Here is a 23,538-nt window from a genome sequence, read left to right as displayed (position 1 = left end):
ATGAAAAAGTTAATTTTTATTGCATTTGCCTTACTTCTAAGTTTAAATTTATCAGCACAACGAAGTAGAAATACAAATCAAATTCCGCAAACGCAAAGCGAACCAACGGAAGAACAAATCGCCAAACATAAACGAGATATGGAAGAGCGACGAGATGAATATATTCAAAATTTCTTATCTACTTTAGAAGCAGACGAATTTCAGAAGCACATTATCAAGCAAAATATAATTAGTTTTTTTGAAGCTAAAACGGAACTTTATAAGGTTAAATATGAACACAGTATGGATAGGAAAAATGCTGTGGAAAAATTAGAAAAAACGCATTTCAAAGATCTTGAAGAGCTTATTTCTGAAAACGATATGACCAAATTAAAGGAAATGATAAAAGGCGACTTTGATGAAAAAGAAGTTGTAAAAAAGAAGAAGAAAAAACGTAAAAAGAAGAAACAAAAAAAAGATAAATAGGATGATAATGACTAAGAATTTTAACACTTATCATTACCGTATTTTCTTTAGGTTGCTTTAACAAAAGATTAACCTATTACAATTGAACTAAAGGTATTTTTGCGAGTCTAAATATTTATAACCTTTAACCAATTGTAATGAAATTAAGTTTTTTCGCATCTCTATTATTAATTATCACATTCTCAAATTCTTTTGCTCAAAAAGATATAAATATAGAAGGAATAGTCATTGAACAAGGCACTAACATTCCTTTAGAATACGCAACAGTCGTTGTTAAAACAAAAGCTGATAACAAAATAATTACTGGCGGAATAACAGACACCAAAGGTAAATTCAAAGTCGAAGTACCAGCTGGTACATATATCATTTCGGTAGAATACATATCTTATAAAACCAAAACTTTCCCTGAGCAAACATTAACTCAAAACACAAACTTAGGTACTATAAACTTAGCTTTAGATGAAGAATCTCTAGACGAAGTTATGGTTGTCGCTGAACGTACTACTGTTGAAATTAAACTCGATAAAAAAGTTTACAATATTGGTAAAGATTTAACGACTGCTGGCGGAACTGTAAGTGACGCGCTTAACAATGTACCTTCCGTTACTGTTGATGTAGAAGGTGCTATAAGTCTTAGAGGAAATGAAAATGTTAGAATATTAATAAATGGTAAACCTTCTGCTATGGCAGGTTTTGGAGATAGCAATATATTAAGTCAGTTACCAGCAGAAGCTATTGAGCGTGTAGAAGTTATTACATCGCCTTCTGCGAGATATGATGCAGAAGGAACAGCAGGAATTTTAAATATTATATTAAGACAAAAAGAAACTTTAGGTTTTAATGGATCTGTGACATTAACAGCCGGTAATCCTGATAATGCTGGTGTTTCAGCTGCATTAAATTATAGAACAGAAAATTACAATCTCTTTTCTAATTTTGGTTGGAGATATTCTAATGCTCCAGGTAAAACGTTCATTGATGTAGATTATTTTGATGAAATAGAAAATGGTATCATAGACGAACCAGAATATAGAAGAATTCGAGAACGTAAAAACGAAGATCGATTGAATAGAAACTATAATACAAATTTAGGTATGGAGTATTTCTTAAGTGAATCTTCATCTATAACCGGAAGTTTTTTCTATAATTTTGGAAATGACGCTGACGTTTCCCTAAATTCAAGTGAACGTTTTAATAATAACATCATTGTAGAAAATACGCTTAGAAGAGAAAGAGAAACTGAAAAAGATAACAATTACCAAATTGCTATTAATTATCAAAAACAATTTGGTGAGGATAGAGACCATAAATTAACAGCAGATTTTCAATATGAAAATGGTAATGAAGAGGGCTACACTTATTTAAATGAAGATTATATCTTCACAGATCAAGAAGATCCTGCACCGTTTCAAATAGAACAAGAATTTACCGACGAGAAACAAAAAGAGTTTTTATTTCAAGCTGATTATGTACTGCCATTAGGAGAAGATTCTCGTTTTGAAGCTGGTTATCGTGGTAGTTTTGAAAACAGCAATACCGATTATGAACTTTTACAAGAAGATTTAGATTCAGGCGAATTTTTATTAAATGAAGATGTATCAAACATTTTTGACTATACAGAAAATGTAAATGCATTATATAGTCAATATGGTACTAAATTTGGAAGATTTTCATTTCTTTTAGGTCTTAGATTAGAGCACACCCAATTAAAAGGAAAGATTGAATCACAAACAGAAGATGTAACAGATAACGAATTAGATTTTGATAAAAACTATTTAGGCCTATTCCCTACTGTAAACCTAATTTACAATTTAGACAAAGAAGACTCAGACATTGAAGAAAGTATCACTTTAGGATTTAACCGAAGAATAAATCGTCCTCGTGGCAGATACGTAAATCCTTTTCCTTCAAGATCTAGTAGGACTAATATTTGGCAAGGAAACCCTGATTTGAATCCTGCTTTTTCAAGCACTTTTGATTTGGGATATTTAAAACGATGGGAAAAATTTACCCTTACCTCTTCTATTTATTACCAATATGAAACTGATGCTTTTGAAAGAGTACAAGAAAATACTGGTACGCAAACTACGGATGGTATTGACATAATTAGAACAATACCAATTAATTTGTCATCTAATCAACGTATAGGAACCGAAATTGGTGCGATGTACAGTCCTGCAAAATGGTTGCGACTAAACTCTAGTTTCAATTTCTTTCAATTTGAAACTGAAGGGGAATTTAACGGTATAGACTACAGTGCTAAAAATACAAGTTGGTTTGCTCGTTTTAGTTCTAAAGTGACTTTACCACTTGCTATCGATTGGCAAACTAGTGCATTTTACAGAGGACCAAGACAAGAAGCGCAAACTGATGTTGATGGCATATTTTCACTTGATTTAGCGTTTAGTAAAGAAATATTGAATAATAAAGCAACGATAGCATTAAACGTTAGAGATTTATTTAACTCAAGAAAATATGTCGCTACAACAACTACTGATTTCTTTCAAAGATATAATGAGTATCAAAGAAGACAGCGACAAATCAACGCTTCATTTACCTATAGGTTTAATCAAAAATTAAATAAACGTGAACGTTCTGGAAGAAACGGTAACGGTGGAGATGATATTGATTTTGAAGGCTAAAATAGCGTATACTCAAAAATAAAAAAAAGGCACAAATTAAAATTTGTGCCTTTTCTGTTTTCTTAATTCTTGTCTTCTACTTAACCTCTTTTAATGCATTATCTATTAAAGTACGTAAATGTTGTTTATGTGCTTTGCTAGATACATTTCCATTTGGTGCTGCCATGTTTCTAATTTGCTTTAAATTATATAAAGCCATTGATTTGGCAGTATTTGTATATCTGCTACTTTGTTTACCTGTTAACATATCAATTAACATATCTGTATATGATATTTGTAAATTCTGTCTAAAGGAATTGACGTTACCATAAATATCTGTTTTAAAAATAGCAGAATTTAAATCAGTCATATATTTAGATAAAGAGTACTCATTACCATACAATTCACTATCCGAAATTCTCTGTAACGTATTATTGTGTAAAATATGTCTTAGCACATTACGTTGATACGTTAATACTTGCGCATGTATTTTAGGATCTTCGGGACCTCTAAAAAAGTTATAACCTCTTCTTTGTAAAGCTAAATAATTATACAAATCATTTGGTGCGTTAAATGCATCAGGTGCAAAAGCATATTTCTTTAATGCATTCATTGCTCTTTTTTGATCCACCAAACTTACAGGTGTATAAGGTTGCTTTCCTCCTTCTTGACCAATCATTGATCTATCTACATAAACACCACCAATAAATCGAGAAATAACATTGACAGCCGTAGCACGTTGTCCACTTAAAATGTAGTAAGCTCGCCTTAATTCTTGATAAGACTCTCCTGGTTTAGAAAATTTAGATTTTATATCATTCATCATACTATCAACCAATTTTATTCTGTCTATAGAATAACCTATTTGATCATTAGACAAATCTCCAATCATTACTCTTGGGTCAATCGCTTTTCCTGGCGCACGCATGTCATCTGCATCATTACCAAAAATTAATTCTGGTTCTGTTGATCTATTCAGTAAAGCTACTTTTTCAGCTTCAGAATTAAATGGTGTGTAACCAAACTGAATTGCCCAAACGTCATAAGGACCCACAGATGTATCGTAATACTGACCTTGATCTGCTCTATTGTTTGTTAGGTTAATACCTGCATAATCCATAACAGATCCTGTTAAGCATTTCCCTTCAATAAAATCTTTATCTGCTAATTGTTCTGGCGAAAATAATTGACTAGCCTTCATGTTATGATTTAGTCCTAACGTATGGCCAACTTCATGCATAATTAATGCGATCATTGCTTCTTTTTTCATACGTGCCATTTCGATATCAGATCCACTTGTAGCCTCTACAACTGCTTGACCAAACATGGTATTCTCATGCATTGTATGACCAAATGAACATAAAACTTTATTCTTTTTTAAATAGTCTGCAGCATCAAATTCCACATCTGCTTTAGCTAAATCAAATAACTGATCATAGAATACCCTGTTAGTAAAATGCACATATTCTAACATTATATCTGCTCCAATTATTTCTCCTGTTCTTGGGTTTACAAAACTTGGTCCATAGCCACCAAAAGGCGGATTTGGAGAAGATGTCCAACGTAATACATTATAATTAATATCTCCTGCATCCCAATCTGCATCGTCTGGTTGTAACTTAACAACCATGGCATTTTTAAAGCCTGCTTTTTCAAAAGCTTTATTCCACTCTAACACACCTTGTGTAATTGTTTCTCTCCATTCCACTGGTGTAGAATTCTCCATCCACCATGTAATAGGTTCCACTGGTTCTGATAAGGCAGCATTAGGATCCTTTTTAACCAAATTCCATCGATGTACTAAATCTTTGTATGGTGCAGAGTTAGTTGCCGTTTGATCATTCACTTGTGTCGTAAAATAACCCACTCTAGGATCGTCTAAACGAATTTCATAATCATTATCTGGCATTGCAATTAAACTGTGAAATACTTTAATACTCACATTTCTTCCATCAGTTACAGCTTGAGAACCACCGTTTAGTACCGAAGGGCTTGAGTATACATACTCAACTTCAAGATTTGTATTATCATCATAGTTATTGATGCTATTAATTTTGGTTTTTGATTTGTCTAGATTTCCTAATTTAAATGCCATAGGGCTAGAACCCGGAAAACGTGGTGGTTTAATTTGGGTTAATGTTTCTTTTAAAAACAAACCATCTGCTTTTATTAAATATAAACCTGCTTTTTCATCATGTGCTTCAATCTTTACAGCTGCCATAATACCTTCACTAGTATTAGCATCTTTAGATTTAGAGATTGCATTATCTGGATCAAAATAAAATGACGTGTTTTGAGAAACAAATTCTATTTTGTTATAGAATTTTTTTACTTTAAAAACTTTAGAGCCACCATAAGCACCTCTAAAACGGCCTGCATCTACAACACCATTAGATACTTGATTAAAATGTATATAATCTTTACCTAATTGCTCATCACTAATTACCATTTGTAATGCTCCAGTAATTGTATCGCGATACATGGTAAACAGACCTTCTATCTTTTCACTAGATTTAGTGAGGTCTTTAATTGACTTTTTCTTAGATTTAGGTTTCGGTGCTGGTGTTTCGGTTTTATCCTTCTTTTTCTTTTTCTTTTTTTGAGCTTCTACATTTTGAGGTGCCATAAAAGCGCTAACTACAAGCGCTATAGATAAGAGTCTATAGACATTTCGTTTTTTGATTTTCATGATTAAAATTGATTAGTTTGTATTTTAACAAGATATTGAATAAATCATAAAAGATTCTCTAATATTTTGTTAAAATAAGGAACTCTCAACCTATCACTTTATCATAAAAAGAGAATTATTTAAAATATAAGTGCTGTTTATCATAAGACAGCTCTTCAAAGCTAGAAACCACCATATTGGCTAATGCATAGTCTTGGCCAGACGAATGTTTACTTTTAAAACCAGCGCAAAAAATTCCTGCAGCATGTGCTGCTTTAATGCCATTAGTAGAATCCTCAATAACCATACATTCTGATTTATCTTGATCTGTATGTTTAGCCGCTTTTAGAAAAATCTCTGGATGAGGCTTTGATTTCTCTAAATCTGCACCACTAAATTTTCCCATAAAATATTGGTTTAGATCAAAGCGATTAAAAATGCGTTCTATATTTGGCATAGAAGCCGAAGAAGCCACTACCAGCTTTACACCATTAGCATAATAGTCCTTGATGCGCTCTAAAACACCATCAATTAATACCAAACCAGAATCGTTTTCAAACAAATATTTAAAGTGTTTTCGTTTTGTAGACACAAGAGTTTCTGGTGCTTGCTTAATATTAAAGTGATCTACTAATCGTTTACAGATATTGATTGTAGATTGCCCAGTAAACGATTCATAAAGTGCATCATTGACTTCAATATTTACATCATTGAACATCTGATAATAGGCTTTACGATGTAAAGGTTCTGTGTCTACAATAACACCATCCATGTCGAATAATACGGCTTTGAGCATAAAATATATTATTTTAGCCACGAAGATAGTAAAGAGTAATTTTGAGTGCAACGAGAAATCTCATTATTAAATAACAAATCTATTATGGCGAAAAAAGGAAAAGAGAAAAACACCAATAATAAAGCCAAGCATAGCAAACTAATTGCTCAGAAAAAAAACAAAATAAAGTCTAAAGATGCTGAACGTAAAGCCCGTTTAAGAGCTATTGTTGAGAAAGCTAAAGCACAAAATAATGCTTCTGATGATTCTTAAACAAACTATATGTATTGCCATATAAACCTCTGCAAGTGTAGTTATTCTCTAAAGAAAACGATTTAATGGAACCCGAAACTCAAATATTAGCATGGAGATAGTTTCCTAACCCAAACGGAGAAAATTACTTCAAAAAAGAACTTTCTGATAAGACTCGCGTAATTGAATTATTTGATTTCTGTCAAATTTTAGAAGCCTCCATATTTGATGTTGTGTGGAAATTCCTATTTGAGAAATACCAACTTAAAGGAATCATTGAATTGGACTCTAAAAGTGGATGGACGAGTAACGATGATCTTTGAGAATGGATTACTGCAATTTTTTACAATGCACTCATTTCTAGATACAAGCCCTTAAAAAGGGTAATTCGGAAATTACAATGAACAAAGTGGCATATTTATCAATTCCAATAATGAACTTAGGAAAATAGATTGGAAGAAAATTTATAACTTAAAAAAAATATCTCATTCCGAAATATGGCTGCAGGTAAAGTGAATTTCAGGTCGAGAATTTATATACCTTATTGGGTGTTGTACGCCGTTATTTTTTGATTGCATTATTCAATTGTACCATTTTCAATTCTTTATGGTACGTTTCAATTCTAGAGTAAGCAGTTCCATCAACTAATAAAATAACTATCAACATTGCAATTGTTGTAATGCTAATTGCTCTCCAAGTTGGTGTATTAATGAACAGAATTAGTAATGCTGAAACAATTATAAGAATTGGAATTACTTTGAAAACAACTGTATATTCCTTTAATGTACTTTCTGAACGTTCTATTTCGGATTGGTAAAAAGCAGCTGTATCAGTATTAAAGTCTTTCTCAAACTGTTTAACTCTTTGTATATTTGTATAGTTAAGACCCATACCAATAATTAAAAGTAGAATGCCTGCTACCAAAGTTGGAATAATATAAGCTTTTGCTAAATCTGTTTTTCCTAATTGCCAAAACCCAATACTTGCAATTAAAAACCCAATCGCAAAAAGGATAAAAAAACGTGTTGAGAATACTTCAGCTTTTGCCCACTCTGTAGTTAATTTTAATAGTTCCATTGACAATAATTCCTAGTTCATACTATATTTCTGTTGGTATTCTGAAGGGCTTATTCCTTCTTTCTTTTTGAATAATCTAGAAAAATATTGTGGATATTCAAACCCTAACTCATAAGCTACTTCCGAAACGCTTTTATGAGGCTCCAAAAGAATGTTTTTTGCTTCGTCAATTAAATACAATTGCAAATGTTCAGTTGTAGTTTTACCTGTTTCTTTTTTCAAAGTATCACTTAAGTAACGTTGAGAAACCAACATTTTATTTGCTATGTGTTCTATACATGGAATTCCTTTTTCTTGTAAATGACCTGATTCAAAATATTCAGTTAATTGCTGATTAAATTGTTCCAGCAAATCGTTCGATATTTCTTTCCTGTTTAAAAACTGTCTTTCATAAAATCGATTGGCATACTTAAAAAGCGTACTTAATTGAGAAATGATAATTTCTTTGCTAAACTCGTCTTGGTTGTTATGATATTCTATTTCAATATTTTCAACTATTAATTCTATTTGCTTTTCTTCTTTTGGCGAAAGATGTAATGCTTCATTTACTGAATAGGAAAAGAAACCATATTTTTTTATTTGTTGTGCTAAATCTGTTCCTTTCAAAAAATCTTCGTGGAAGTTTATTGAAAAGCCTTTTCGCTCAAAAACCACGCTACTATCCCATTGTAGAATTTGCCTTGGTGCAATGAAAATTAAAGCTCCATTGGTAAAATCATATTTTGTTCGTCCGTAGTTTAAGTCGCCTTTTACAAATTTCTTTAAGCTAATGGAATAGCAATCGTTTGTAATTGGTGGCGAACTTTCTTTTGGACAAGGTAAATAACCATCGCCTTTTGAGTTGAAAACACTCAACATAGGGTGTTCTGGTCTCGGTACTTCTAAATAATCGAGATAAGTCGATAATGTTTTAAAGTGCTCCATCATACAAATTTATATATTCCATTTTACACCTGTTTCCTTTTCCGAAAGTTCCCATAATTTATTTGATACGACTTTATCTTTTGCGTGTGATTCTAATTTATGTGCTCCAACTGGGCCAGTCCAATTATTTCTTCCTGTTGGACCATAAAAACTACTTTGGTCTAAATTAGGTTCTGTGGCACACATCAATTGCGGATAAGCACCTTTTTCAGCCGATTGTGTTAATGGCGACAATTTCATTAGATTAAAGATGAATTTCATCATAAAGCTACCACTTGAATTTATTAGGTTGGTTCTTGAAGAACCTGGATGACAAGCATATGCTTTAACATCTGTTTTCCCAGCTTCTTTTAATCTATCTTGTAATTCGTACATAGACATTATCTGCGCCAGTTTACTTTGACTATATGCATTATTAGGCGTGTAATCTTTGTTCCAATTCAAATCATCAAATTTGATGGTTTTAATTCCCATATCATATCCCAAACTTCCTACCGTTACAATTCGTCCTTTGGATTTCTTAATAAGTGGGAACAATAGTGCTTGAAGCGTAAAGTTTCCGAAGTAATTTGTTCCCATTTGACTTTCCCATCCATCTACTGTTAACGTTTGTTTAGGTACTTGGGCAATAGCAGCATTACAAATGAGTGCATCGATTTTAGGAACTGTTTTTACAACTTCTTCTGTTGCTTTTTTCACCGAATCTTGAACAGCCAAATCCATTTTTATAGCTACAACGTCTATATCATTTCCAAGTTCTTGCTTTAGAATTTTAATGGTGTCTTCAGCTTTCTTTGGGTTTCTATTAAGCATTACCACTTTTGCTCCTTTTGATAGTAATATTTTCGCTGCTTCAAATCCTGTTCCGCTTGTAGTTCCCGTTATTACATATGTTTTACCATTTAATTTTTCAATTCTATCTGGTGTCCAACCTTTTTTACCAAATTGATTTTTCTCCATTTTTGCTTACGTTTGATTTAATAAGACAAAATTAGGTCGGAAAGGAACTTAACTTCTTATACGGATTTTCTAAAGTTGGATACTTTTTGGTTTGAGTGGGTAATTGCACCATACTACGGAAAAATTAATTATTTAATACAGAAACCACTAATTACCTTTTATACATCAAACATAAACCTACTGTTAATTAACAAAATTTAGTAATGATAGCCGTAAACTTTAAGTATTTACAACACATTATCCATAATATCTTGTACTACTTCAGGATTTAAAAGTGTGCTTGTATCACCTAATTGATCGGTTTCATTACATGCAATTTTCCTTAATATTCTTCTCATTATTTTACCTGATCGTGTTTTTGGTAAACCATCTGTAAATTGAATCTTATCTAATTTTGCAATTGGGCCTATTTGCTCTGTAATTAATTGATTGATTTCTTTACGTAAATTATCATGATTTCTGCTTTCTCCAGTTTCCTTTAAGGTTACATAACCATAAAGCGCATTTCCCTTAACATCATGTGGAAAACCTACAATTGCACTTTCTGCAACCGCAGGATGTTCGTTAATAGCATCCTCTATTGGAGCTGTTCCTAAATTATGACCTGAGACTATAATAACATCATCTACTCTACCTGTAATTCTATAATAACCTACTTCATCTCGCAACGCTCCATCACCTGTAAAATACATATTATCGTAAGCAGAAAAATAGGTGTCTTTATAGCGTTGATGATTGCCCCAAATTGTTCTGGCTATACTTGGCCATGGGAATTTAATGCATAGTCTGCCATCTACTTGGTTACCTTTAATTTCTTGACCTTGCTCATCCATTAATGCTGGCTGAATACCTATAAAAGGTAATGTTGCATAGGTTGGTTTTGTTGGTGTTGCAAATGCTATTGGAGTAATCATTATGCCGCCTGTTTCAGTTTGCCACCATGTATCTACAATTGGTGCTTTTTTCTTACCAACATTATCATCGTACCAATGCCACGCCTCTTCATTTATAGGTTCACCTACAGTACCCAACACTTTAATGGATGACAAATTATGTTTTTCTAAATGATCAATGCCTTCTTTAGCTAATGCTCTTATTGCAGTAGGTGCTGTATAAAATTGATTAACCTTATGCTTTTCTACGATATCCCAAAAGCGTCCGAAATCTGGATAACTTGGTACGCCTTCAAACATTACAGTTGTGGCTCCATTACAAAGTGGTCCGTAAACAATATAGCTGTGACCAGTGATCCATCCAATATCTGCTGTACACCAATACACGTCCTTTTCGGTGTACTGAAATACATTTTTAAAGGTATAGGCTGTATACACCATATAACCCGCTGTTGTATGCACCATACCTTTAGGTTTTCCGGTGGAACCAGAAGTATATAGAATAAATAGTGGATCTTCTGCCTTCATTATTTCTGGTACACAATCTGAATAGGCTTCATCTAATAAAGGCTGCAACCAATAATCACGACCTTCTTTCATATTAATATCAGTATTAATACGTTTTGCTACCAAAACAGATTCAATTGAAGTACAATCTTCTAAGGCTTCATCTACAATACTTTTTAGATCTATTGTCTTTTTACCACGATAAGAACCATCACTGGTTATTACCATTTTACATTCAGAATCGTTAATTCTAGTCGCTAAAGCTGTTGAAGAAAAACCGGCAAACACTACGGAATGTATGGCTCCTATACGAGCACATGCTAATACTGAAATTGCCAATTCAGGAATCATAGGTAAATAAATACAAACCCTATCTCCTTTTTTTATGCCTTTATCTAATAATACATTGGCAAACCTACAAACACGTTCATGTAATTGCTTGTATGTAATATGTTCAGCTTCTTCTTTAGGATCATTAGGTTCAAAAATAATAGCTGTTTTATCGCCTCTTGTATATAAATGTCTATCTATACAATTCTCCGTTATGTTGAGTTCTGCACCTTCAAACCATTTTATTTCTGGTTTTGAAAAATCCCAACTAAGAACTTTATCCCATTTTTTTCGCCATATAAAATGTTCTTCCGCTATTTCTTCCCAAAAAACTTCCGGGTTTCTTACTGATTTACGGTACACTTGGTAATACTCTTCTAAGTGTTTAATGTGATAATTACTCATTATTTAGTCTCTATTTATTTAAGTTTAAAAAGGTAGTTATTTTGGATTAAAAAAAGAAGCTTCTTCTTCGGATAATAATCTGGAGTGAATTAAAAACCTTAAGCCTAATGGAATTTCTAAAGAAAAACTCGCTCCTCTCCCTTTAGTTACATCTACTGTAAGGTGTGTATGTTTCCAATATTCATATTGATCTTGATTCATATAAAAGTTAACGCCTTCTACTTCTCCTAAAAGAATATCACTCTCATCTAAATACATGTCTTCTTTTTCAAAAATCATTGGTGCTGAACCATCGCAACAGCCTCCACTTTGATGAAAAATTAATTCGCCATGCTTGGCCTTTAGCTGTTGAACCACCTTGGCTGCCTCTTCTGTTATTTCTACTCGTTTCATATGTTTTATACATTAAAAAAAAGCTGAATTAAATTAACTAATTCAGCCTAATTCTGCTATTAATAAATTTCTAAAAGAAACCTAACTTGTTCTTATCATAAGAGATTAACATGTTTTTAGTTTGTCTGTAATGACTCATCATCATTAAATGATTCTCTCTTCCGAATCCCGATTTTTTATAGCCACCAAATGGTGCATGTGCAGGATAGGCATGGTAACAATTTACCCAAACACGACCTGCTTTTATTGCTCTAGGTATTTGATACAATTGATGTGCATCTCTCGTCCAAACACCTGCTCCTAATCCATATAATGTATCATTTGCAATCTCTATAGCTTCTGCTTCATCTTTAAATTTAGTAACACAAGCCACTGGTCCAAAAATTTCTTCTTGAAAGACTCTCATTTTATTATGTCCTTCTAATAGTGTTGGCTTTATGTAATAACCATTAGCAAATTCGCCTTCGAGCTTATTAGCCTCACCTCCTGTTAAAACTTTAGCGCCTTCGTCTTTACCAATTTTGAAATAGGATTGTATTTTTTCATACTGATCATTAGAAGCTTGAGCACCAACCATACAACTTGTATCATAAGGATTATTTTGTACAATGGCTTCCGTCCTTGCTATTACACGTTCCATAAAAGCATCGTAAATATCTTCTTGTACCAAAATCCTTGAAGGACACGTGCATACTTCACCTTGGTTAAATGCAAATAAAACTGCGCCTTCTATAGCTTTATCTAAAAACGCATCGTCTTCATCCATAACACTATTAAAAAAGACATTTGGCGATTTACCACCCAATTCCATAGTTACAGGATTAAGGTTTTTAGACGCATATTGCATAATTAATTGTCCGGTTGTCGTTTCACCAGTAAATGCAACTTTATCTACTTTAGAACTCGATGCCAAAGGTTTACCAGCTTCTGGACCAAAACCATGTACAATATTTAGAACACCAGGCGGAAGAACATCTGCTATTTTCTCCATTAATAATGTGGCTGTTGATGGTGTTTGCTCTGCTGGTTTTAAAACAACACAATTACCTGTGGCAAGTGCAGGTGGTAATTTCCAAGACAACATTAATAAAGGAAAGTTCCAAGGAATAATTTGCCCAATAACACCAAGTGGCTCTTTAATATTCATGGACAAGGTATTCTGATCTAACTCTGTTGCACTACCTTCCTCTGCTCTTATACAAGCGGCAAAATAACGCCAATGATCTACGCAAAGCGGAATATCTGCATTTAATGTTTCACGAATTGGTTTTCCATTATCACAAGTTTCTACTAGTGCAAATTCTTCTAAATTGGCTTCAATAATATCGGCAATTTTATTTAATAATGTTGCTCGCTCAGTTGCTGAAGTATTTCCCCACGATGCTTTAGCCGCATTTGCTGCATCAACAGCATTTTCTACATCCTCTTTTTGCGATCTTGGATATTTTGCAATTAGTGTACCATCTACTGGAGATGTGTTTTCAAAATACTCGCCACCTACAGGTGGCACAAATTTGCCATTTATAAAATTGGAATACTTCTCTTTAAATTGTGGTTTAGAATAACTCATACCTTAATGTGTTTATTTATTAGTTTATACTTTTTATTGCCAAAAATTTGACTATTTAGTATTTTTGATAAAGTTATTTTATCATATTCTAAATAAATTGAACATATTTATTATCTTTTTGAACATATCTCTTATTAACTAATTTTAAGATTATTTTTTTGTAATATTGAGAATGAGCCACTTACTATCTAAACATAAAAGCCATAGAAAACTTACTACATTAGTAGAAAACAGAACTACTTATAATGCCGAATACGCAGAATTAAACATCTATGAAACTCATGCTATGGCAGAGAAAGTATCGTTAACTTTTGACTTTCCTATTATAGCAAGTATGCTAACCGGAAAGAAGGTTATGCATTTAGACGGCTTTGATGCTTTTGACTTTTTTCCTGGAGAATCTGTAGTAATGCCTTCTCATAAGGAAATGATTATTGATTTTCCTTTGGCGACCAAAAACCAGCCTACACAATGTCTGGCTTTAGGAATTGATGCTTTTAAGATTGAAGAAGTTGTAGAAAAATTTAATCATAATGTTGCTATAGAAGATGAAAATAACAATTGGGACTTAAGTACAACCACTTCTCATCTTATAAATAATGTTGACGTAAATCATCTTATTGAAAGACTGACGTACACTTTTACAAATAGTAATAAGTCTAAAGATGTTTTACTCGATTTAATGATTCAAGAATTAATTGTAAGATTGCTTCAGACAAAAGCTAAATCGTTAATAATAAATGACACACACACCTTTAATGATACCAGAATAGGAACTGTAATTAAATTTATTAAAGAGAATCTTACCAATAAAGATATTTCTGTAGATCAATTAGCGAAAAAAGCGTACATGAGTGCTTCCCACTTTCATAAACAATTTAAAAACACCTTAGGCATCTCTCCAATTGACTATATCAATTCTGAAAAAATTAAGTTTTCAAAAAAGTTAATTAAAGAATCAAAAAACTTAAGAATGTCTGAAATTGCATTTCAATCTGGTTTTAACAATACAAGTTACTTTAACAGACAATTTAAAAAAATGGAAATGATGACACCTCAACAATTTAAGGCTTCGATAAATAAATAACTTTTATTAAATATATCATCTTAGTGAGAAACCGCTTCATTTGCACCACTTGGAATACGAATATTCTCAACCAGATCTTGAACTTCTTTTGGAGGTACCTTAGTAAATTTCATAATTGTAACTGATACTATAAAATTAAGAAGCATCGCTATAGTTCCAAAACCTTCAGGAGAAATACCAAACCACCAATCGGCTTTTTCGCCACCACCAAACCAGCCAAATTTAAATTTAGTCATGTAAAATAACATGGTAGTTATGCCTACTATCATACCAGCAACAGCTCCTTCTTTATTCATCTTTTTGTAAAAAATACCAAGTATGATAGCTGGAAAAAATGAAGCCGCAGCTAAACCAAAAGCTAAAGCGACAGTAGCTGCTACAAAACCAGGCGGATTAATACCAAAATAACCAGCTACACAAACCGCTACAACAGCAGAAAGACGTGCCGCTATTAATTCTCCTTTTTCTGTAATTTTTGGATTTATCATTTTCTTGATTAAATCATGAGACACTGAGGAAGAAATAACCAATAATAAACCTGCAGCTGTGGATAGTGCTGCTGCCAAAGCGCCTGCGGCTACTAAGGCAATTACCCAGTTTGGCAATTTAGCTATTTCAGGATTTGCTAAAACCATAATATCATTATCTACAATCAATTCATTTTTTGATTCATCTGCTACATATTGAATAATACCATCATTATTCTTATCTGTAAAACTGATTAAACCAGTTGTTTCCCATTTCTTAAACCACTCTGGCATTGCTGTGTAAGGTTGATTAGAAACGGTTTCAATCATATTTGTTCTAGCAAAAACAGACACAGCTGGTGCTGTAGAATATAAAATAACAATAAGTAACAATGCTAAACCTGCTGATTTTCGAGCATCCTTAACACGCTTTACAGTAAAAAATCTAACAATAACATGCGGAAGACCTGCTGTACCAACCATTAAAGCTAGTGTGATTGCAAAAATATCTAGTGTGGTTTTTGAGCCTTCTGTATATTCATTAAAACCAAGGTCTGTACTCAATCCATCGAGCTTATCTAATAGGTAAGTTCCTGAACCATCCGATAGTGTACTACCAAATCCTAGTTGTGGTATTGGGTTGCCTGTCATTTGAATTGAAATAAAAATAGCTGGCACCATAAACGCAAATATGAGCACACAATATTGTGCTACTTGTGTATAAGTAATGCCTTTCATGCCTCCTAGAACAGCATAAAATAACACGATTATCATACCTATGATAACACCTGTATTGATATCAACTTCTAAAAAACGAGAAAACACTAAACCAACACCTCGCATTTGGCCTGCTACATAAGTAAATGACACTATTAATGCACAAATAACACCAACCAATCTGGCTGTATTAGAATAATAACGATCGCCAATAAAATCTGGAACGGTAAACTTTCCGAATTTTCGTAAATATGGTGCTAGTAATAATGCTAATAAAACATAACCGCCTGTCCAGCCCATTAAATAAACGGCACCATCATAGCCAGCAAAAGAAATAATGCCAGCCATAGAAATAAATGAGGCTGCACTCATCCAGTCTGCTGCAGTTGCCATTCCGTTTGCTAATGGCGAAACACCTCCACCTGCAACGTAAAATTCTTTTGTAGAACCTGCTCTAGACCATATTGCAATTCCGATGTATATTGCGAAAGTTATGCCAACTAATATATAGGTCCATGTCTGTACTTCCATTCCTGCAATTAAAAATAGATTATTCATCATAGCCGAATTTTTTATCAAGATTATTCATCAGCTTCACATATACAAAAATGAGTATAACGAACACATACATTGAGCCTTGTTGAGCAAACCAAAATCCTAGTTTAAAACCTCCTATTTTAATAGTATTTAATTCATCTTTAAAAATGATACCTGCACCATATGAAACCGTAAACCATATGGCAAGTAAGATTAATACATATTTGATATTGGCTCTCCAATACCCTTTAGGATCCTTCTTTGATTTCATGTTTATTTAGTTTTAATCTTTTAATATAACCTTTTAATTCCTTTATAACCTTTGGCGCCAAGATTATAGTAGCCGTCATTGTAGGAATTGCCATTAGTGCAAACACACCATCTATAAAATTTATCATAGCTTCAAATTTGGTGATTGCTGCTATAACAATACTAGAAATGTAGAGATAATTATAATAATGCTTTTTGTCAGCTCCTATTAAAAAAGACATGCATTTTGTGCCATAATAGGCATAAGAAAATAAGGACGAAATACTAAATATGAATATACATACCATAAGAAGATACTGACCAACACCAGGAATTGCATCTTGAAAAGCAGATGCCGTAAGACTTACTCCATTATTAGACGTTGTTTGCCAAACACCTGTGACTAAAATAGCTAAAGCTGTAAGCGTACAAACTATCAACGTATCTATTACAGGTCCCAACATAGCAACTAACCCTTCTCGTACAGGTTCGTCAGTCTTAGCTGCACCATGAGCCATAGGTGAAGTTCCTATACCTGCTTCATTAGAAAACGCTCCTCGTTTTATGCCTAATAAAACCAGCCCACCTAATACACCACCAAATACAGAATCTTCATTTATATGATTAGCTTCAAACGCGTCTGTAAAAATCATTACAAAATACTTTGGTACTTCTTCAAAATTAATACCCAAAATGATTAACACTAATGCAAAATATAGAATAACCATTGTAGGTACCATTTTAGCTGCGAGAGAACTAATTCGCTTTAGTCCACCAAGAATAACTATAGACGTAAAAACAACCAAAACAATAGCAATTATTAGATTGGTAGTAAAGCTAACCTCAACACCATTTGGTATTAATATAATATCATTAATGGCTTGTTTTAGTTGATTAACATTCACAACAGGCAATGCCCCAAGCATACCAAAAACACTAAACATTACAGCCAAAAATTTCCAGTTTTTTCCAAGACCTTCAATAATGAAATACATAGGTCCTCCTTGTACTTCACCATGAGAATCTTTACCTCTATACATTATTGCTAAAGTTGATGTAAAGAACTTGGTTGCCATACCAACAATAGCACTGATCCACATCCAGAACATAGCTCCTGGTCCACCAACTGAAATGGCTAATGCTACACCAGCTATATTCCCCATACCAATTGTAGATGACAACGCTGTTGTTAATGCTTGAAAATGCGAAATCTGACCAGGATCGTTTGGGTCGTCATACTTTCCTCGTAACACACTTATCGCATGTCCTAAATACCGAAACGGTAAAAACTGAGACCTAATTAAAAGGTACAAACCACCTCCAATTAATAAAATAAGCAAAGGTAAACCCCAAGCAAGATCCGAGAATTGTTTAAGAATTTGGTTAAGAATTGTCATAGATTATAAATTTAATAAACCGTTTTTATTTAAAGTATAATGTCATCAATTTATTTATAACTAATATGCTTATGTATAGTTTTACCAATAAAATTTAAATAACATATTTTTGTAATACCGAACTATTGAAATAGTAATTATAATCTTTCAAATTGAATAGATTTTCATCTAAATATTAATTCTTAATACTAAAAAAATAGTATTCTTAGAGTATAATGTGAGATCTGTAAGTATAATATAAGCTATATTTATTGTGACAAACCAATTAATTTGAATCCTAATCGCCTTTATTTTATTGATGCTGTAAGAGCCTTTGCAATTTTAATGATGCTGCAAGGCCATTTTATAGACACTTTACTAGATCCATCTTATAGAGATCAAAATAATACAGTATTTAATATATGGGAATATTTTAGAGGGATTACGGCTCCTACCTTTTTTACGATTTCCGGTTTAATATTTTCTTACTTGCTTATCAAGGCCAAACGGAACGGCAAGGTTAAACAAAGGATGCGAAAAGGTTTGATGCGTGGTATAATGCTCATTGGAATTGGGTATCTATTAAGAGCTCCTATATTTCAATGGTTAATGGGCGAATTCAACACCTATTTTCTTGTAATTGACGTTTTGCAATGTATTGGATTGTCTTTAATTGGTATTGTACTAATTTATCAACTTACATTTAGAAAGACTTTGTTTTTCTCACTAATAATGCTAGTTCTAGGATTATGTATTTTTATCTCAGAACCATTATATCGCTATTTAGAATTACCAGAAGTTCCGTTAATTTTCTCAAACTATTTATCTAAATCTAACGGTTCTATTTTTACAATTATTCCCTGGTTTGGCTATGTAGCATTTGGTGCCTTTATTTCTACATTGTTTTATAGATATGTGGAACGTCCAAAATTTAAAATAGCAATAGTTTCTGGTTTTTTTATTTTCGGAATTGCTCTAGTAATGAAATCTGCTTGGTTATTTATGAAACTCTATTATTGGTTTGATATTTCAATTTTTAAAGATGTAGCCTATTATAATTATCTTTTCACAAGATTTGGAAATGTGTTAATTTTATTCTCGTTGTTTTATTTAGCAGAGAACTATATTAAGCAACCACTAATTCTAAGAATAGGACAGAAAACACTATCCATTTATGTTATACATTTTATTATTATTTATGGTAGCTTCACAGGTATAGGTTTACACCAAATTATAGGGAATACACTCACTCCTTGGCAAGCCATTATTGGTGCGTTGTTATTTTTGTCTGTGGTTTGTTTTTTATCATTTCATTATGCTAAGACTAATGCCTTTGTATATTCTAACACTAGAAAATTAATGGAGAAAATTAAACGCTATACGCGATAATTTTTTATATTTTTAATTATTCGAATAAAACCATCTACAGTATGAAACGCAATCAAACGATCCTACTATTATTAATATTATGCCTAGTTTCTTGCAATAGGATAGCGAACAAAACCAAAGAAGGGATTAACAGAGGTGGAGAAGTTGTTGGAGAAAGTGCTACGGAATTTTTTGAAGGTGTTTCTGAAGGTGTAGATAAAACCTTAGAATGTAAAATTATGCTTTCAAATAATCTTAAAAAACAAGGTTTAAAAACTGGTGTTTATAACATCGGAAGTCAATCAAGTAGCCACAATAACAAACTAACTTTATATGTGATTTTTGATTCTGATTTTAATCAAGAAGTTATGGCAAAAGTCTTTAATAAATCTGGTTTAGAAATTGGCAGAGCAAAAACGGTTATAAGTGGAACCAAAGATGGTGCGGCATATTTTGATTTTTTGTTTGATACAAGAACTGATATTGGTTACAGAAATAAAATTATTATAGAATAAAAAAGACCACCTAATTAAAGATGGTCTTTTTCTCTTTCATAGCAATTAGAGCGACTAATTACTGGTTATAAACACCGACGAAGCCGATGCTAATGCGCTATTGAAACTAGGTGTTAAATTTCCACCTGTTCCAATGTTATTGAATGCTAAAATTCTACCGCCATTGTTTCCTGCTTCAGCAATATAAACAGTTCGTGATTCTGCATCATAAGCAACATCTACAGGATTTCCTAATGATGTAGCACTACCAGAAACTCTTATTTGATTAGATAATGCTAACGTTTCTCCATTTGCCAACGCATTTAGTTTATTTGTAAAATTTTCTATAACGTGAAAACCACCATCATCTTGACCATTTGTAGCTGAGGCAATATCCGTCATTACTAAAACATCAGAACTAGTATCATAAGTAATACCATGTGTTCTAACAATACCCTCTAGCGCAATAGTTTTGGTTGCACTAACCGTTGTCGTTGTAGTATTAGACAAAAAGTCTGAATAAATAGCAAGCTGATTAGTTGCGTCAACAACAGCGTATAAATCGTTACCATTAAATGTAATTCCCCATAATTTTATATCAGTTGTAACTACATTTCTTAGAGTAAAACTTCCATTAGATAAGGTATAGATATATAATTTACCATCTGGTGTATTTGCATCACCATCTACATCTGCATTATCTGCAACGACATATAAATTTCCACGTACGGCAACTTCCCTCGGACTTGTCATATCACTTGCTCCTGAAATTGCTGTATCTATAACTGTACCATCAACTATATCGTTTACACCAATAAAGCCTTCTAAATTGTTTCCAGATCTAGAGGCTTGATAAACGGTCTCTGTATCCTCATCAAAATAAATTCCATCTGCAGCAGAAGACACCGTGATTAAGGACTTAGTCGTTACACTCGTACTAGACGAAAAATCGTAAATAGAAATATTACCATTAGAATTATTTGATGCATATACCTTTACACTATCATTATTAGCCATTGAATTATCATCGTCATCACTACATGATGTAGAAAATAATAACAAGGCTGCTGATAAAGTACTAAATAAGGTTGCTCTTTGAATTTTCATGTTTTTTGTTTTTTTGTTTGTACTTTACCTACGTAATTATAGACTAGTCGGTTTTAAAAAATTTAAACACATTCAGAAACACGACACAAAAACCTAAGAATGAACGATTTAATTTTAGAATTTTATACTGCTTTAAATAATTGTGATGGCAATAAAATGGTTAAATGCTACCATGATGATGTAGTTTTTGAAGATCCAGCTTTTGGTATTTTAAAAGGTAACAGAGCTAAATCTATGTGGTTAATGCTTTGCGAGTCGCAAAACGGAAATGGTTTTAAAGTAGAACACTCAAATATTATAACTAACGAAAAGACAGGCTCTGCTCATTGGGAAGCACATTATACCTTTAGTAAAACTGGAAGAAAAGTACATAATAAAATTGATGCTACTTTTGAATTTAAGGATGGCTTAATAATTAAGCATACTGATGTTTTTGATATACACAATTGGGCTAAACAAGCTATTGGTTTTAAAGGGTTTTTATTTGGAGATATGTCTTTTTTCAAAAACAAACTACAAATACAAACAAATTCACTACTAGATAAGTTTATCAATAAAAAAAAGCTATCTAATTAATTAGATAGCTTTTTTGGAACAATGTTTCTTTTTAGGGACTTAGAGTTTACTTTATGTTTCATTGTATTAACTATACTTCAAATGTTATGCCATAAATTATATTTTTAACTGTTGGCTTCAACTTTTCCAATAACATTTTTATAAAACAATTTCATAAATTTAAAATCGGCTTCTATATCATCTGTAGGATAAAAAGGTTGTGATACTGTATTTTGTTTATTCTTAAAATCGAATGTATACATAATAATAGGAACATTGGCGGCTTTGGCTATGTAGTAAAAACCAGTTTTCCACTTATCTACTTTTTTTCTGGTACCTTCTGGAGATAAAGCTAGTCTAAACTCCTTTTTACCTTCGAACAATTTAGCAATAGCTTCTACTTTATTTTGTCCAGGTGTTCTGTCTAACGGCTGACCTCCTACGGCTCTAAAATAGTAACCAAATGGCCATATAAAGAGCTCCTTTTTTCCAATAAAATTAGTTTTAACCTGAGTAATTTTCCTTAATAAAAGAGAAATATAGAAGTCACTCCAACTGGTGTGAGGTGCTGCAATAATCACAGCCTTTTTTATAGAATCCTTTGAAAAATTGGTGTTACCAACCACTTTCCATCCCAAAACCTTAAAATATATTAATTTTGCTAACCAGCGCATTTTACATTTTTTTGTAAAGCTCTAAAAGCTTTTGTCTGGTTACCTTGGTTTTCCAGTTTTTACCTATTGCATTTTCCCAAAGTGGTTCTAAACTTAAAGCAACATCAATCATTTTGTCAAATTCATACGGCTCTAAATCTGCACAAATACCTTCAGGTAATTGAATATTGTGCTTTGCTTTCATTTGTTTAAAAATAGCGACACCTTCAGGGTAATATTCTTCTAAATGGTCAAAAACAATACAGTTTCCTATTCCATGTTTAATACCTAAAAGATAGCCTAAACCATAGCTTAATGCATGTGCTACACCTACTTGAGAGTACGCTATACTCATACCTCCATGCCAAGATGCCATCATCAATTTAGATTGCGCCTCTTCAGGCGATAATGTATCTTCTAAAAAGATTTCCTTACATAACTCAAAAGCTTTTTCTCCATAACTCTGACTAAAAGCATTTAAATATGTTCCATTCAGTGATTCTACGCAATGCACAAAACAGTCCATACCTGTATAAAACCATTGATCTCTAGGAACATCTTTTGTTAATTCTGGGTCTAGTATAACCTGATCAAAAGGTGTGTAATCACTATTAATTCCTAATTTACGAATAGGACCAGTTAAAATTGTAGTTCTCGATACTTCAGCTCCTGTTCCAGATATTGTAGGTATGCCAACATGATATATAGCCGGATGCTTTATTAAATCCCATCCTTGATAATCTTTAGATTCACCTTTATTAGTTAACATTAATGATACGGCTTTAGCAATATCCATTACTATTCCGCCTCCAATTCCAATAATACCAGAAGGCAATTCACTATACTCTAAAATGATGTCTTCTACTAATTGGTCTATTTGTGTAGTTTTTGGCTCTTCTTTTGTTGGTACATAAATAATTTTATCCTTGTAGGATAACGTAATTCTAGATGTTAACCAATGATTTCCTTTAAAAACATCGTCTACATAAAATATAAATGGTGCATTACGTCCTTTACGTTTTGTTGCGAGAATTTCATCGAGCTGATTGAAACTTCCTCGCCCAAAAACAACTCTGGACACCATTGGA

21 protein-coding genes are annotated in these 23,538 nt (G+C 32.6%); 7 read left to right on the top strand and 14 right to left on the bottom strand.

The window, feature by feature from the left end; translation table 11 throughout:
• Both ACJBCC_RS10615 and ACJBCC_RS10610 read left to right on the top strand, forming a co-directional pair.
• The gene (locus ACJBCC_RS10615) at positions 1-465 is read left to right on the top strand and encodes a hypothetical protein (protein ID WP_407557150.1); all 465 of its coding nucleotides are present in this window, start codon (positions 1-3) and stop codon (positions 463-465) included.
• A 137-nt stretch (positions 466-602) separates the two neighbouring features.
• Positions 603-3,107 carry an outer membrane beta-barrel protein gene (locus ACJBCC_RS10610; RefSeq protein ID WP_407557149.1) on the top strand — a complete coding sequence of 835 codons (2,505 nt, stop codon included), beginning with the start codon at positions 603-605 and terminating at the stop codon, positions 3,105-3,107.
• A 76-nt stretch (positions 3,108-3,183) separates the two neighbouring features.
• Here ACJBCC_RS10610 and ACJBCC_RS10605 read toward each other — a convergent pair whose 3' ends face one another.
• Together ACJBCC_RS10605 and ACJBCC_RS10600 are read right to left on the bottom strand one after the other, a co-directional pair.
• Complete coding sequence (locus ACJBCC_RS10605) at positions 3,184-5,775, bottom strand: zinc-dependent metalloprotease (protein ID WP_299100513.1); 2,592 nt, start codon at positions 5,773-5,775, stop codon at positions 3,184-3,186.
• Between the two features lie 115 nt (positions 5,776-5,890).
• Positions 5,891-6,550 (bottom strand): HAD family hydrolase, encoded by a 660-nt coding sequence (locus tag ACJBCC_RS10600; RefSeq protein WP_407557148.1) that lies wholly within the window; start codon positions 6,548-6,550, stop codon positions 5,891-5,893.
• 84 nt (positions 6,551-6,634) lie between these two features.
• Here ACJBCC_RS10600 and ACJBCC_RS10595 point away from each other — a divergent pair, with 84 nt between their 5' ends.
• On the top strand, positions 6,635-6,802 hold the full coding sequence (locus ACJBCC_RS10595) for a hypothetical protein (RefSeq protein WP_407557147.1): 168 nt from the start codon (positions 6,635-6,637) through the stop codon (positions 6,800-6,802).
• Positions 6,803-7,342: 540 nt separating this feature from the next.
• Here ACJBCC_RS10595 and ACJBCC_RS10590 read toward each other — a convergent pair.
• The 6 genes from ACJBCC_RS10590 to ACJBCC_RS10565 all read right to left on the bottom strand — a co-directional run bounded on the left by ACJBCC_RS10590 (position 7,343) and on the right by ACJBCC_RS10565 (position 13,840).
• Positions 7,343-7,858, bottom strand: a complete 516-nt coding sequence (locus tag ACJBCC_RS10590) for a hypothetical protein (protein WP_299100519.1) — start codon at positions 7,856-7,858, stop codon at positions 7,343-7,345.
• Between the two features lie 12 nt (positions 7,859-7,870).
• Complete coding sequence (locus ACJBCC_RS10585; protein ID WP_299100521.1) at positions 7,871-8,782, bottom strand: AraC family transcriptional regulator; 912 nt, start codon at positions 8,780-8,782, stop codon at positions 7,871-7,873.
• A 9-nt stretch (positions 8,783-8,791) separates the two neighbouring features.
• Complete coding sequence (locus ACJBCC_RS10580) at positions 8,792-9,742, bottom strand: SDR family oxidoreductase (RefSeq protein ID WP_407557146.1); 951 nt, start codon at positions 9,740-9,742, stop codon at positions 8,792-8,794.
• Positions 9,743-9,969: 227 nt separating this feature from the next.
• Positions 9,970-11,877: an acetate--CoA ligase gene (acs, locus tag ACJBCC_RS10575; protein WP_407557145.1), complete on the bottom strand. Its 1,908-nt coding sequence runs from the start codon at positions 11,875-11,877 to the stop codon at positions 9,970-9,972.
• A 36-nt stretch (positions 11,878-11,913) separates the two neighbouring features.
• The gene (locus ACJBCC_RS10570; protein WP_407557144.1) at positions 11,914-12,270 is read right to left on the bottom strand and encodes a DUF779 domain-containing protein; all 357 of its coding nucleotides are present in this window, start codon (positions 12,268-12,270) and stop codon (positions 11,914-11,916) included.
• Between the two features lie 70 nt (positions 12,271-12,340).
• Positions 12,341-13,840: an aldehyde dehydrogenase family protein gene (locus tag ACJBCC_RS10565; RefSeq protein WP_407557143.1), complete on the bottom strand. Its 1,500-nt coding sequence runs from the start codon at positions 13,838-13,840 to the stop codon at positions 12,341-12,343.
• A gap of 172 nt (positions 13,841-14,012) precedes the next feature.
• Here ACJBCC_RS10565 and ACJBCC_RS10560 point away from each other — a divergent pair, with 172 nt between their 5' ends.
• Positions 14,013-14,927, top strand: a complete 915-nt coding sequence (locus ACJBCC_RS10560) for an AraC family transcriptional regulator N-terminal domain-containing protein (RefSeq protein WP_407557142.1) — start codon at positions 14,013-14,015, stop codon at positions 14,925-14,927.
• 20 nt (positions 14,928-14,947) lie between these two features.
• Here the strand turns inward: ACJBCC_RS10560 and ACJBCC_RS10555 are convergent, their stop codons facing one another.
• From ACJBCC_RS10555 to ACJBCC_RS10545, 3 genes are read right to left on the bottom strand one after another with little or no spacing between them, the layout of a single operon-like run.
• On the bottom strand, positions 14,948-16,642 hold the full coding sequence (locus ACJBCC_RS10555) for a sodium:solute symporter family protein (protein WP_299100603.1): 1,695 nt from the start codon (positions 16,640-16,642) through the stop codon (positions 14,948-14,950).
• 19 nt (positions 16,643-16,661) lie between these two features.
• Positions 16,662-16,919: a DUF4212 domain-containing protein gene (locus ACJBCC_RS10550; RefSeq protein WP_299100534.1), complete on the bottom strand. Its 258-nt coding sequence runs from the start codon at positions 16,917-16,919 to the stop codon at positions 16,662-16,664.
• Positions 16,897-18,294 carry an alanine/glycine:cation symporter family protein gene (locus ACJBCC_RS10545; protein ID WP_407557141.1) on the bottom strand — a complete coding sequence of 466 codons (1,398 nt, stop codon included), beginning with the start codon at positions 18,292-18,294 and terminating at the stop codon, positions 16,897-16,899. Before ACJBCC_RS10545 ends, ACJBCC_RS10550 begins: the two co-directional genes overlap by 23 nt.
• A gap of 270 nt (positions 18,295-18,564) precedes the next feature.
• Between ACJBCC_RS10545 and ACJBCC_RS10540 the strand changes: the two genes are divergently transcribed.
• Positions 18,565-19,662: a heparan-alpha-glucosaminide N-acetyltransferase domain-containing protein gene (locus ACJBCC_RS10540; protein ID WP_299100538.1), complete on the top strand. Its 1,098-nt coding sequence runs from the start codon at positions 18,565-18,567 to the stop codon at positions 19,660-19,662.
• A 41-nt stretch (positions 19,663-19,703) separates the two neighbouring features.
• Positions 19,704-20,156, top strand: a complete 453-nt coding sequence (locus ACJBCC_RS10535; protein WP_299100540.1) for a hypothetical protein — start codon at positions 19,704-19,706, stop codon at positions 20,154-20,156.
• A 54-nt stretch (positions 20,157-20,210) separates the two neighbouring features.
• Here ACJBCC_RS10535 and ACJBCC_RS10530 read toward each other — a convergent pair whose 3' ends face one another.
• The gene (locus ACJBCC_RS10530) at positions 20,211-21,242 is read right to left on the bottom strand and encodes a hypothetical protein (RefSeq protein WP_407557140.1); all 1,032 of its coding nucleotides are present in this window, start codon (positions 21,240-21,242) and stop codon (positions 20,211-20,213) included.
• A gap of 99 nt (positions 21,243-21,341) precedes the next feature.
• Here ACJBCC_RS10530 and ACJBCC_RS10525 point away from each other — a divergent pair, with 99 nt between their 5' ends.
• Complete coding sequence (locus ACJBCC_RS10525; protein WP_407557139.1) at positions 21,342-21,818, top strand: nuclear transport factor 2 family protein; 477 nt, start codon at positions 21,342-21,344, stop codon at positions 21,816-21,818.
• Between the two features lie 104 nt (positions 21,819-21,922).
• On the opposite strand, the gene ACJBCC_RS10520 is transcribed toward ACJBCC_RS10525, so the two are convergent.
• Both ACJBCC_RS10520 and ACJBCC_RS10515 read right to left on the bottom strand, forming a co-directional pair.
• Entirely contained in the window at positions 21,923-22,471 is a 549-nt protein-coding gene (locus ACJBCC_RS10520) for a 1-acyl-sn-glycerol-3-phosphate acyltransferase (protein WP_299100546.1), read from the bottom strand.
• Position 22,472: 1 nt separating this feature from the next.
• Positions 22,473-23,534 carry an iron-containing alcohol dehydrogenase family protein gene (locus ACJBCC_RS10515; RefSeq protein WP_299100548.1) on the bottom strand — a complete coding sequence of 354 codons (1,062 nt, stop codon included), beginning with the start codon at positions 23,532-23,534 and terminating at the stop codon, positions 22,473-22,475.
• Positions 23,535-23,538: the final 4 nt, after the last annotated feature.

It is taken from the genome of Winogradskyella sp. 4-2091 (genome assembly GCF_045765065.1).
Classification (GTDB): Bacteria; Bacteroidota; Bacteroidia; order Flavobacteriales; family Flavobacteriaceae; genus Winogradskyella.
The sequence above is the reverse complement of the archived record's forward strand: the minus strand, read 5'-3'. Positions and strand labels throughout refer to the sequence as shown.